The organism is Jeongeupia sp. HS-3 (genome assembly GCF_015140455.1).
GTDB lineage: Bacteria > Pseudomonadota > Gammaproteobacteria > Burkholderiales > Chitinibacteraceae > Jeongeupia.
Map to the genome: position 1 here is coordinate 870,676 of NZ_AP024094.1, position 12,241 is coordinate 882,916.

At 60.6% G+C, this 12,241-nt stretch carries 10 protein-coding genes; 9 read left to right on the plus strand and 1 reads right to left on the minus strand.

All coding sequences use genetic code 11. The annotated features are described in order from the left end of the window. Nucleotides 1-7: 7 nt before the first annotated feature. The 7 genes from JLC71_RS04065 to sucD all read left to right on the plus strand — a co-directional run bounded on the left by JLC71_RS04065 (nt 8) and on the right by sucD (nt 9,432). Nucleotides 8-253: an FAD assembly factor SdhE gene (locus JLC71_RS04065; RefSeq protein WP_200917397.1), complete on the plus strand. Its 246-nt coding sequence runs from the start codon at nt 8-10 to the stop codon at nt 251-253. Between the two features lie 43 nt (nt 254-296). Beyond that, on the plus strand, nt 297-1,583 hold the full coding sequence (gene gltA, locus JLC71_RS04070) for a citrate synthase (protein ID WP_200917398.1): 1,287 nt from the start codon (nt 297-299) through the stop codon (nt 1,581-1,583). Between the two features lie 96 nt (nt 1,584-1,679). Beyond that, nucleotides 1,680-4,493 (plus strand): 2-oxoglutarate dehydrogenase E1 component, encoded by a 2,814-nt coding sequence (locus JLC71_RS04075; RefSeq protein WP_200917399.1) that lies wholly within the window; start codon nt 1,680-1,682, stop codon nt 4,491-4,493. Between the two features lie 63 nt (nt 4,494-4,556). Beyond that, complete coding sequence (odhB, locus tag JLC71_RS04080; protein WP_200917400.1) at nt 4,557-5,789, plus strand: 2-oxoglutarate dehydrogenase complex dihydrolipoyllysine-residue succinyltransferase; 1,233 nt, start codon at nt 4,557-4,559, stop codon at nt 5,787-5,789. A 67-nt stretch (nt 5,790-5,856) separates the two neighbouring features. Then, a complete protein-coding gene (lpdA, locus tag JLC71_RS04085) occupies nt 5,857-7,290 on the plus strand; it encodes a dihydrolipoyl dehydrogenase (RefSeq protein ID WP_200917401.1) in 1,434 nt (477 codons plus the stop codon). 64 nt (nt 7,291-7,354) lie between these two features. Further along, complete coding sequence (gene sucC / locus JLC71_RS04090; protein WP_200917402.1) at nt 7,355-8,518, plus strand: ADP-forming succinate--CoA ligase subunit beta; 1,164 nt, start codon at nt 7,355-7,357, stop codon at nt 8,516-8,518. A 29-nt stretch (nt 8,519-8,547) separates the two neighbouring features. Then, nucleotides 8,548-9,432 carry a succinate--CoA ligase subunit alpha gene (sucD, locus tag JLC71_RS04095; RefSeq protein WP_200917403.1) on the plus strand — a complete coding sequence of 295 codons (885 nt, stop codon included), beginning with the start codon at nt 8,548-8,550 and terminating at the stop codon, nt 9,430-9,432. A 52-nt stretch (nt 9,433-9,484) separates the two neighbouring features. Here the strand turns inward: sucD and JLC71_RS04100 are convergent, their stop codons facing one another. Continuing rightward, nucleotides 9,485-10,444 (minus strand): IS1595 family transposase, encoded by a 960-nt coding sequence (locus JLC71_RS04100; protein WP_200917404.1) that lies wholly within the window; start codon nt 10,442-10,444, stop codon nt 9,485-9,487. Nucleotides 10,445-11,024: 580 nt separating this feature from the next. Here JLC71_RS04100 and JLC71_RS04105 point away from each other — a divergent pair. Next, a complete protein-coding gene (locus tag JLC71_RS04105; RefSeq protein ID WP_200917405.1) occupies nt 11,025-11,474 on the plus strand; it encodes a helix-turn-helix domain-containing protein in 450 nt (149 codons plus the stop codon). 344 nt (nt 11,475-11,818) lie between these two features. Then, nucleotides 11,819-12,229, plus strand: a complete 411-nt coding sequence (locus JLC71_RS04110; RefSeq protein WP_200917406.1) for a hypothetical protein — start codon at nt 11,819-11,821, stop codon at nt 12,227-12,229. Nucleotides 12,230-12,241: the final 12 nt, after the last annotated feature.

Here is a 12,241-nt window from a genome sequence, read left to right on the forward strand (position 1 = left end):
GCAAGAGATGGACGAAGTGGAACTGAAGCGCATCCTGTGGCGCTCGCGTCGCGGCCTGCTGGAGCTGGATTTGCAGCTGGAATGTTTCGTCGCCCAGGTTTTGCCCACGCTGTCGGACGCCGAACTGGCGCTCTACGGCGAGGTACTCCTGCTTCCCGACCAGGATTTCCTGGCCTACGTGAACGGTGCGAGCGCATGTCCCGATGCGCAGCTCGTGCCGATGATCGAGCGCATTCGCGCTGCACAACGATAACGGTAGCGGGCTCGATCCCGCACCCAACCTGGAGCCTATAGAGATGGAAAACAAGGTCACCCTGACTTACAAGAACGGCGAGCAGTCGATCGACTTGCCGATTTTGCCAGCCACGCTGGGGCCGAGCGTCGTCGATATCCGTGCATTTTCGAAGACCGGCATGTTCACGTTCGACCCGGGCTTTCTGGCCACGTCGGCGTGCGAATCCAAAATCACCTTCATCGACGGTGACCTGGGCCAGCTCTATTACCGCGGCTACCCGATCGAGCAACTGGCCGAGCATTCGGACTACCTCGAATCGTGCTACCTGCTGATCTACGGCGAACTGCCGAGCAAGACGCAGAAAGAAGAATTCGTTCGCGTCGTCACCAAGCACACCATGGTGCACGACCAGATGACCCGTTTCTTCCAGGGCTTCCGTCGTGACGCGCACCCGATGGCGATGATGGTCGGCGTGGTCGGTGCCTTGTCGGCGTTCTATCAGGACAGCCTCGACATCAACGATCCGGAACACCGTCGCGTTGCAATCTATCGTCTGATCTCGAAGATCCCGACCATTGCCGCGATGTGCTATCGCTACAACCAGGGCCTGCCATTCGAGTATCCGCGCAACGATCTGGGCTACACCGCCAATTTCCTGCACATGATGTTCTCGACCCCGTGCGAGCCGTACGAGCCGAACCCGGTGCTGGTGAAGGCGCTTGATCGCATCCTGATCCTGCACGCCGATCACGAACAGAACGCCTCGACCTCGACCGTGCGTCTGGCCGGTTCGTCCGGTGCCAACCCGTTTGCATGTATCGCCGCCGGCATCGCCTGCCTGTGGGGGCCGTCGCATGGCGGCGCCAACGAAGCCGTGCTGAAAATGCTCGACGAAATCGGCTCGGTCGAGAATGTTCCGGCGTTCATGGAAGGCGTGAAGAACAAGACCCACAAGCTGATGGGCTTCGGTCACCGCGTTTACAAGAACATGGACCCGCGTGCATCGATCATGCGCGAGACCTGCTACGAAGTGCTGAAGGAACTCGGCCTCGAAAACGATCCGAAGCTGAAGCTGGCGATGGCGCTCGAGAAGATCGCGCTGGAAGACCCGTACTTCATCGAACGCAAGCTCTACCCGAATGTCGACTTCTACTCGGGCATCGTGCTGACCGCGCTGGGTATCCCGGTGTCGATGTTCACGGTGATCTTCGCGCTGGCGCGCACCGTGGGCTGGATCAGCCACTGGAACGAAATGATCGCCGATCCGGGTATGAAGATCGGTCGCCCGCGTCAGCTGTACACCGGCTCGCCGCGTCGCGATTACGTTGATATTAAAGATCGCGGTTAAACCGCGTGGATGCGCCGCCTTTTCGGGCGGCGCAATACCATGGCAGTCAGGCAAAGACCTGCTGCATCTGGCTAGATAGACAGGACAGAACCACACATGATGACCGAGTATCAGGTTAGTTCCCATCTCTTTGGAGGGAATGCGCCGTTTATCGAGGAACTGTACGAACAGTACCTCGCCGACCCAGCATCGGTAGACGGCAAGTGGCGTGAATACTTCGACCGGCTGCAGCAAACCGCCGGTGCGAGCGAACGCGATGTGCCCCGTGCGCCGATCGAGGAGTCGTTCCGGCAGCTGACGCGCAAGCCCCGCATGATGGCGGCGGCGGGTAGCGTTGACGAAACGGCCGTTCGCCAGCAGATCAACCTGCTGCGACTGATTTCCGCTTACCGTGTACTGGGCAGCCGCAATGCGGCGCTTGATCCGCTGCAACGGATGGATCAGGCCTATGTGCCCGAGCTCGATCAGAAGCATCACGGTTTCTCCGATGCGGATCAGGCCAAGGTGTTCGGCACCAATATCGCCGGTATGGAAAAAGCCTCACTCGCCGATGTGCTGTCCTTCCTGAAGCAGACGTATTGCGGCAGCATCGGCCTCGAATACATGCACATCACCCAGTCGGAAGAAAAACACTGGGTGCAGAGCTGGTTCGAATCGCGTCGTTCGGCCTCGCAGTACAACGCTCAGCAGAAAAAGCGCATCCTCAAGCAGGTCACCGCCGCGGAAACGCTCGAGCAGTATCTGCACAAGAAGTACGTCGGTCAGAAGCGCTTCTCGCTGGAAGGCGGCGATTCGCTGATCCCGGCCATGGATTACCTGACCCAGCTCTCCGGCGCCGCCGGCGTGCAGGAAATCATCATCGGCATGGCGCACCGCGGTCGCCTGAACATGCTGGTGAACATTCTCGGCAAGCAGCCGCGTGATCTGTTCGGCGAGTTCGAAGGTCGTTACAACACCCAGCTGGCTTCCGGCGACGTGAAGTACCACATGGGTTTCTCGAGCGACATTCCGACCGCGAACGGCCCGGTCCACCTGAGCCTCGCGTTCAACCCGTCGCACCTGGAAATCGTCAACCCGGTGGTGATTGGCTCGGTGCGCGCGCGCCAGCAGCGTCGCAACGACAAGTGCGGCGACCAGGTTCTGCCGGTGCTGATTCACGGTGACTCGGCCTTTATCGGTCTGGGTACCAACCAGGGTACCTTCAACCTGTCGCAGACGCGCGGTTACGGTACCGGCGGTACCGTGCACATCGTGATCAACAACCAGGTCGGCTTCACCACGTCGGATGTCCGCGACAACCGCTCGACGTTGTACTGTACCGACATCGCCAAGATGGTCGAAGCGCCGGTATTCCACGTCAACGGCGATGATCCGGAGGCCGTGTGCCTGGTGATGGAAGCCGCGATGGAATATCGCAAGACCTTCCACAAGGATGTCGTGGTTGACATCGTCTGCTTCCGTCGCTGGGGCCACAACGAGGCGGATGATCCCTTCGTGACCCAACCGATGATGTACAAGAAGATCGGCCAGCATCCGGGCGTGCGCCGCAAGTACGCGGATCGCCTGATCGCTGAGGGCATCGTTTCAGAGGCCGAAGCCAATGAAATGATCGATACCTATCGCGCAGCGCTGGATCGCGGCGAGCACGTCGAACAGACGACGCTGACCGATTACAAGCGCAATTTCGCGATCGACTTCGGCAAGTACATGGGCAACCACTGGCGCCACCCGGTCGATACCGCCGTGCGTCTGGGCGGTCTGCAGCGGCTGGCCGAGAAGTTCAACGCGGTGCCGGAAAACTTCAAGCTGCGCGCCAACGTCGAGAAGATCCTGCGTGAACGCGGCGAAATGGCTGCCGGTAATGCACCGGTCGACTTTGGCATGGCCGAACTGCTGGCCTACGCCACGCTGGTAACCGAAGGTTATGCGGTACGGATTTCGGGTGAAGACTCGGGTCGAGGCACCTTTAACCATAGGCACGCGGTCTTGCACGACCAGAATCGCGAGAAGTGGGACCAGGGCGCCTGCATTCCACTGCAACACCTGTCGGACAATCAGGCGCACTTCACGGTGATCGATTCGATCCTCAACGAAGAGGCGGTGCTGGCGTTCGAGTACGGCTATGCCTCGTCGGCACCGGATGAGCTGGTGATCTGGGAAGCGCAGTTCGGCGACTTCGCCAACGGTGCGCAAGTGGTGATCGACCAGTTCATTACCTCGGGCGAAACCAAGTGGGGTCGTCTGTGCGGCCTGACGATGATGTTGCCGCACGGCTACGACGGTCAGGGTCCGGAGCACAGTTCGGCGCGGGTCGAGCGTTATCTGCAGATGTGCGCCGAGCACAATGTCCAGGTGGTGCAGCCGTCCGAAGCCGGCCAGATTTTCCACGTGCTGCGTCGCCAGATGCTGCGCCCGGTTCGCAAGCCCTTGATCATCATCATGAGCAAGCGCTTGCTCAAGGCGAAGTACGCGGCCAGCCCGATCGAACAATTCAGCAATGGCGCCTTCCGCAACGTGATCGGCGATACCGCCGAACTCGATGCCAAGAAGGTCAAGCGCGTGCTGGTTTGCGCCGGTCAGGTGTACTACGACCTCGCCACCGCGCGTGCCGAACGCGAGATCAAGGAAGTGGCGATCGTTCGTGTCGAGCAGCTGTATCCGTTCCCGACCGAGGAACTGCAGGCCGAGTTCGAGAAGTATCCGAACGCGCGTGAAGTGGTCTGGGTTCAGGAAGAACCGCGCAATCAGGGGGCCTGGCACCAGATCCGCCACCGCCTCGAAGGCGCGACGCTGCCGAAGCAGGAACTCAAGTACGCAGGTCGTCCGTCGTCGGCATCGCCGGCCGTCGGCTACATGAGCAAGCACACCGCGCAGCTCAAGGCCTTCGTCGACGAGGCGCTGACGCTTTAATTTCCGCGGGGCGGCGAGGCCGCCCCGAATCGCCGCAAGCCGGAACCCATTGGAGAAACAATCATGATTATCGAAGTCAAAGTGCCACAGCTGCCGGAATCCGTTGCCGAAGCAACCCTGCTGACCTGGAAGAAAAAGGTCGGCGAAGCCGTTGCGCGTGACGAAAACCTGATCGACATCGAAACCGACAAGGTCGTACTGGAAATCCCGGCACCGCAAGCCGGTGTGCTCACGTCCATCGTGCTGGAAGAAGGGGCTACCGTCGGCAGCCTTGATCTGATCGCAACGATTGATACCGAGGCGCAAGCCGCAGTCGCTGCGCCGGCCGTCTCGAACCCGAGCGCCGCAATCGCCGAACAGCAGCAACGCATTGAATCGATCGCCGCCTCGGCCGGTGTGCCCGCTTCGGCGCTGGGCTTTGGCACCGCGGTGATGCCGGCGGCCAAGAAGCTGGCAGCGGATGCCGGTCTGGATGCGTCCACGGTGGCGGGTTCGGGTCGTGGTGGTCGCGTGCTCAAGGAAGATGTACAGGCTGCGCTGGCCAAGCCTGCCGCGACGCCGGCAGCCGCAGCTGCGCCGGCCGTTGCTCTGGGTGAGCGTGCCGAGCAGCGCGTGCCGATGAGCCGCCTGCGTGCCCGTGTTGCCGAGCGTCTGCTTGAGTCGCAGCATACCAACGCCATCCTGACGACCTTCAACGAAATCAATATGAAGCCGTTGATGGATCTGCGTAACAAGTACAAGGATCGTTTTGAGAAAGAACACGGCGTGAAGCTCGGCTTCATGGGTTTCTTCGTCAAGGCGGCCGTGCATGCGCTGAAGAAGTACCCGATCGTTAACGCTTCGGTCGACGGTAAAGACATCGTTTATCACGGCTACTTCGACATCGGCGTCGCCGTTGGCAGCCCGCGCGGTCTCGTCGTGCCGGTGATCCGCAATGCCGACCAGCTGAGCCTGGCCGACATCGAGAAGACCATCGCCGACTTCGGCAAGCGTGCGCAGGAAGGCAAGCTCGGCATCGAAGAGCTGACCGGTGGCACCTACACGATCTCGAACGGCGGCACCTTCGGTTCGATGATGTCGACCCCGATCATCAACCCGCCGCAGTCGGCCATCCTCGGTATGCACGCCACCAAGGAGCGTGCGGTGGTCGAGAACGGTGAGATCGTCGTTCGCCCGATGATGTATCTGGCGCAATCGTACGACCACCGCATCATCGATGGCCGCGAAGCGGTGCTGTCGCTGGTGGCGATCAAGGACGCGATCGAAGACCCGGCCCGTCTGCTGCTGGATCTGTAATTCCGGAACGGGCGGGGCAAGCCGCCCGGACTCGCGAGTGCGACTCGCATCTGCTTAGGAAAACATCATGTCTCAACAATTCGACGTCGTCGTCATCGGCGCCGGCCCCGGCGGCTACGTTGCGGCGATCCGCGCGGCGCAACTCGGTTTCAATACCGCCTGCATCGACGAATTCAAGAACAAGGAAGGCAAGGCCAGCCTCGGCGGCACCTGCCTCAACGTTGGTTGCATCCCGTCCAAGGCCTTGCTGGAATCGTCGGAAAACTGGGAGCGTATCGAGCACAAGTTCGCCGCTCACGGTATTTCGGTTGAAGGCGCCAAGTTCGACGTGGGCACCATGCTGTCGCGCAAGGACGGCATCGTTTCCAAGCTGACTCAGGGTATCGGCTATCTGTTCAAGAAGAACAAGGTCGCCAGCCTGCACGGCCACGGCCGCATTCTCGGTCGCAACGGTGATCGCTGGCAGCTTGAAGTCGCCGATGGCGACAAGATCGAAGTGGTCGAAACCACGCATGTGATCATCGCTACCGGTTCGACCCCGCGTGCTTTCCCTGGCGTGCCGTTCGACAACCAGCTCGTGCTCGATAACGAAGGCGCGTTGGCGATTCCGGAAGTGCCGAAGAAACTCGGCGTGATCGGCGCTGGCGTGATCGGTCTGGAAATGGGTTCGGTCTGGAAGCGCCTTGGCGCCGACGTCACCGTGCTCGAAGCCGCACCGGGTTTCTTGCTGGCCGCCGACGAAGCCATTGCCAAAGAAGCGCAAAAAATCTTCACCAAGGATCTGGGCCTGAAGATCAGCACCAGCGTGAAGATCGCCAAGGTCGAGCCGGGCAAGAAGGGCGTCAAGGTCGACTACGCCGATGCTGACGGTAAAGACCACAGCATTACCTTCGACAAGCTGGTCGTCGCGATCGGCCGTGTCCCGAATACCTGGAATCTGGCTGCCGAAGCGGTTGGCCTGCCGCTGGACGAGCGTGGCTTCGTGGTCGTCGACGGCGAATGCCGCACCAGCCTGCCGAATATCTGGGCAGTGGGCGACGTGGTTCGTGGCCCGATGCTGGCGCACAAGGCGTCGGAAGAAGGCGTGGCCGTGGCCGAGCGTATCGCCGGCCAGCATCCGCATATCGATTTCAACACCGTGCCGTGGGTGATCTACACCAGCCCGGAAATGGCTTGGGTCGGCAAGACCGAGCAGCAGTTGAAGGCAGAAGGCGTTGATTACAAGAAGGGCCAATTCCCGTTCGGCCCGAATGGTCGCGCACTGGGTCTGGGTGAAACTGCCGGCTTCGTGAAGATGCTTGCGGATGCCAAAACCGACCGCATTCTCGGCGTGCACATCATCGGGCCGTTTGCGTCCGAGTTGATCACCGAGGCCGTGGTGGCGATGGAATTCAACGCATCCAGCGAAGATATCGCCCGCATCGTTCACGCCCACCCGTCGCTGTCCGAAGCGCTGCACGAAGCGGCACTCGGCGTCGACAAGCGCGGTTTGCACAGCTGATTTGAGAAACCTGCAGGCCGGCAACGACCGGCCTGCAATTTTTCCTGACTGAGGAATACACGAAATGAATCTGCACGAGTATCAAGCCAAGGAACTCCTGGCAAAATATGGTCTGCCAGTCCAGCGCGGCATTCTGGCCAACAGCGGCGAAGAAGCGGCTGCAGCTTATGACAGCCTCGGTGGCAAGTTCGCCGTGGTCAAGGCCCAGGTTCACGCCGGTGGCCGTGGCAAGGCCGGTGGCGTCAAGGTGGTGAAGAGCCGCGAAGAAGCCGCTGCCGAAGCAACCCGCCTGATCGGCACCAATCTGGTGACGTATCAGACCGATGCAGCCGGCCAGCCGGTGCATTCGGTACTGGTGTGCGAAGACATGTACCCGGTGCAGCGCGAGCTGTATCTGGGCGCCGTGGTCGATCGTTCGAGTCAGCGCGTGGTGTTCATGGTGTCGACCGAAGGTGGTGTCGAGATCGAGAAGGTTGCCGAAGAAACCCCGGAAAAGATCATCAAGATCGAGATCGATCCGCTGGTCGGCGCCCAGCCGTTCCAGGGCCGTGACGCAGCGTTCGCGCTGGGTCTGCAAGGCGCGCAAGTCGCTGCCTTCACCAAGCTGTTCCTCGGCGCGGCACAAGCCTTCATCGAAAACGATTTCGCCCTGTTCGAAGTGAACCCGCTGGCGCTGCGTGAAAACGGCGAACTGGCTTGCGTCGACGGCAAGATCAACCTCGATTCGAACGCGCTCTATCGTCACCCTGAGCTGCTGGCTCAGCGCGACAAGTCGCAAGAGAACGAGCGTGAAGTGAAGGCATCCGAGTTCGAACTGAACTATGTGGCCCTCGAAGGCAACATCGGCTGCATGGTCAACGGCGCCGGTCTGGCGATGGCCACCATGGACATCATCAAGCTGAAGGGTGGCCAACCGGCCAACTTCCTTGACGTTGGTGGCGGTGCAACCAAGGATCGCGTGATCGAAGCGTTCAAGCTGATCCTGGCCGACGATTCGGTCAAGGGCGTGCTGATCAACATCTTCGGCGGCATCGTCCGCTGCGACATGATTGCAGAAGCGATCATCGCCGCCGTGAAGGAAGTGAACGTGACCGTGCCGGTCGTGGTTCGCCTCGAAGGCAACAACGCCGAACTCGGCGCCAAGCTGCTGAACGAGTCCGGCCTCAAGCTGACTTCGGCCCAAGGCCTGAACGACGCTGCCGAGAAGATCGTCGCCGCACTGGCCTGATCACCTGCATACGGATAAGGAATAAACCAATGAGCGTTTTGGTCAACAAAGATACAAAAGTGCTGGTGCAAGGCTTCACCGGCAAGAACGGTACTTTCCACGCCGAACAGGCGTTGAAGGTCGGCACCAAGGTCGTCGGTGGCGTGACTCCGGGCAAGGGCGGTGCGGAGCACCTCGGCCTGCCGGTGTTCAACACCATGAAGGACGCCGTGCGCCAGACCCAGGCCGATGCATCGGTGATCTATGTGCCGGCACCGTTCGCCAAGGATTCGATCCTCGAAGCGATCGACAGCGGCGTGAAGCTGATCGTCTGCATCACCGAAGGCGTGCCGACCCTGGACATGCTGTACGTGAAGAAAGCCGTCGACGAAGCCGGCATCCGCCTGATCGGCCCGAACTGCCCCGGCATCATTACCCCGGGCGAGTGCAAGATCGGCATCATGCCGTGGCACATTCACCAGCCGGGCCGCATCGGCATCGTGTCGCGTTCGGGCACGCTGACCTATGAAGCCGTGGCGCAAACCACCGCGCTGGGTCTGGGGCAGTCGACCTGCATCGGTATCGGTGGCGATCCGATCCCGGGTACCTCGCACATCGACGCGCTGAAGCTGTTCCAGGACGATCCGGATACCGACGCAATCATCATGATCGGTGAAATCGGTGGCTCGGCCGAAGAAGAAGCGGCCGAGTTCGCCAAGTCCTACGTGACCAAGCCGGTGGTCGGCTACATCGCCGGTGTCACCGCACCGAAGGGCAAGCGCATGGGCCACGCCGGCGCGATCATCTCCGGTGGCAAGGGCACGGCGGAAGAGAAGTTCGCCGCGTTCGAGCGTGCAGGCATTGCCTACACCCGCAGCCCGGCCGAGCTGGGCAAGACCATGTATGAGCTGCTCAAAAGCAAGAACATGATCTGATCGCGATTCCGCGAATAAAAAAACGCCACTTTCGAGTGGCGCTTTTTTATGGCTATGTATTCATTAGCTGTTGTACCCCCAATGCCTCGGCCAAACACAGCTGCGGCGTGATGCCCGAGCGGTAACGCTCCAGCATCCGCCGCCAGCCCAAATAATTCACCAAGTATCGCGTCGCCACACCGTGAAACCGCCGCATCCACTGCTTCAGCCTGCTGTCGTAGGCGTTAACGTTCTGGATATGAAACACCCCATCGACCCGCTGGCCGCGGCGCACATTGATCGCGCGGTGACGCAATCCGCTCGCCTTGGCGAAGGCGGCATACACCCCGGCACTGTCGGTGCACAGCATCGCGTCGGCATCGACCAACGGGCCGAGCACGGCGGCGATGTGTGCCGTATCCAATCGTGCCAGCTGGAAGTCGGCCGTCTGGCCACTGCGATCCCGCACCACCAACACCGGAATCTGCTCGGCATTGATGCCGCGCTTTTGCGCTACACCGCCACGTTGACGGCTGGGGCGATTGAGGTGGCGCTGGCCCTTGAACGATTCGAGGAAGAAGGTTTCGTCGGCTTCGACAATGCCGCCAAGATGCTCGGCTCGATGGTCAGCGACGGTGGCCAGGAAGCGCTGGCGCCAGCGCCAGGCGATGTTCTTGCCGATAGCGCATTGTGCTGCCGCCGCCTGCACTGACAGGCCATCGATTAGCGTTTGCGCGAAGCGCGCCCATTGTTCGCGCTGGCGCAGCCGCGCCAGCGGCGTGCCGGTGAGTGCATTGCAGGTCTTGCCACAGTGGCGGCAGCGAGAACGGGGCAAGCCATCGCTACTGCCCCAAGGGCGCAGTTCGGGCTGGTGGCAATGCGGACAATCGGACTGCGGATGCAGTTGTTGGATCAGGTTGGCCATGGCCTGGCGCGGGTCGCCGTGCTCGAGCTGCTGCTGCAACTGCTGGCGTTGGTACGGGTTTAGCCGAGCAAGCTTGGCTATCGATGGTACGCATGGCGTCGCCCTCAAACACGCTACAGTGCTTGGGCTACGAGGGGTCGCAATAGTTTATGAATACAGAGCCTTTTTTATTGCTGACTTCAGTGCCGAGATTGCCTAGGCGCGTAACTAGTCCCGGTGTCCCGTGTCGAGCCGGCATGGCCGCGAGTTCGCAAGGATGAAATAATGAAATCTGGCAGACTATGTAGCTGCAACCTCAATTTAGGAACCGTAAAGGCCCAGGCATGCCGGTGCTGCAAGCAGAAAATCAAAAGCAAGACCCGGATGCGGTACCCCGGCCTATCTACGCTTTGCTCATTTCCATTCTGTCTGCCCGCTGGGAGCTACCCCGGCATCGCCACCGGAAAGCGCAACTGTTATTCCCTGTCGCCGGCGTGCTCACTTGTGAGACCGACGATGGGCTTTGGATGGCTCCACCGCATTGCGCGGTGTGGATACCCGGCGATACCTTTCATAGCGTACTAGGACTTGAGCAGGCCAAAGGCTATTGCCTGTTTGTGGAACCCGAGCATGCGCGCAGCTTGCCAACGACCTGTTGTACCCTGGCGGTTTCCCCGCTGCTGCAAGAGCTGTTACAGCGGACGGTGGAGTGCCCGAGCGCTATGCCATCCATGGGCCGGATGCGCGCAGGGTCGCCGTCTTGCTTGATGAACTGGCCGCAGCGCCACGCGAGCAGATTCATTTACCAATGCCACAACATGCTCGGCTGCGTGATATCGCCGCCAACATGATGGCCAATCCTGGCGCACGAAGTAGCGTGAGCGAATGGGGCGCACGCGTTGGCATGAGTGAGCGCACCCTGAGCCGTCTGGTGCGCAACGAGACAGGCATCAGCTTCGGACAGTGGCAACGGCAGTTGCATATTCTGCTGGGTTTGCAGCGACTGGCGCAGGGCGAATCCGTAGAAGCCGTGGCCTTGGCTTTAGGCTACGAAAGCGCCAGCGCCTTTATCCGCATGTTCAAAAAAGCCGTTGGGCAATCACCGGGGCGTTTCCTCGCTGAGCGGCGAATGCCGCTGGCCGTCGTCCCGGCCGGCTAAGGCATCACACCGCATGGCGCGGGTCGCGGGGAGGCGGGTTTCCTGGCCCGTGGCCGCCGAGCGTTCGCGTATGGCGCACACAGCTTGCCCCGGATCATCCCTGGCTCTGCCTGATGTGCTGTCTGGCCGCGAGAGGGCGTTGGGCTGGTTGGGCATTTTTGTCGCGACTGGTGAGGGGTAACGGCTCAGGGCAGGGGTGTGGGCGGGCAGAGGGGGGCTTCGGCAGTCTGTTATGTCAGTTTGTCTGGAATGGTCAATCAAGTGTCCATATTGGCCAATGCGGACACTGTGTAAGGCGATTATGATAATGATTCTTATTTGATGACGTCTTGCGAGATATGACCATGCACTTTGATTCCACCCATTTCCCCATTGTCTGGATGCAGCAGCAAGCTTCCGCCACCACAAGCACGATCGAACCGTTCGAACATCTTGACCAGCTGCTCAGCCGCCAACAGGCCTTCGTGTTTGTCACCACCGATATGCCGGGCGCGCCTGAAGCAGACTCTGAGCAAGGTCGTGCCTCGCTTAAACAGGCTTCCTTGTGGATGAAACAGAACAAGCCAGCCATCCGCAAATGGATCAAGGCCTCCATCGTGATCGTGCCGGATAGCACACGACGCGTCGAAGTGGATGCATTTTCCGAAACGTTCGAGAAGTTCTGGGGCTATCCGCTACTCAGCCGCGCTTCGCAGCAAGAAGCCTTGGTCTTGGCTGAATCCTTGCTGGTGGTTTCGACTGCCGGCGTAGCTTGAAACGGCAGCGCT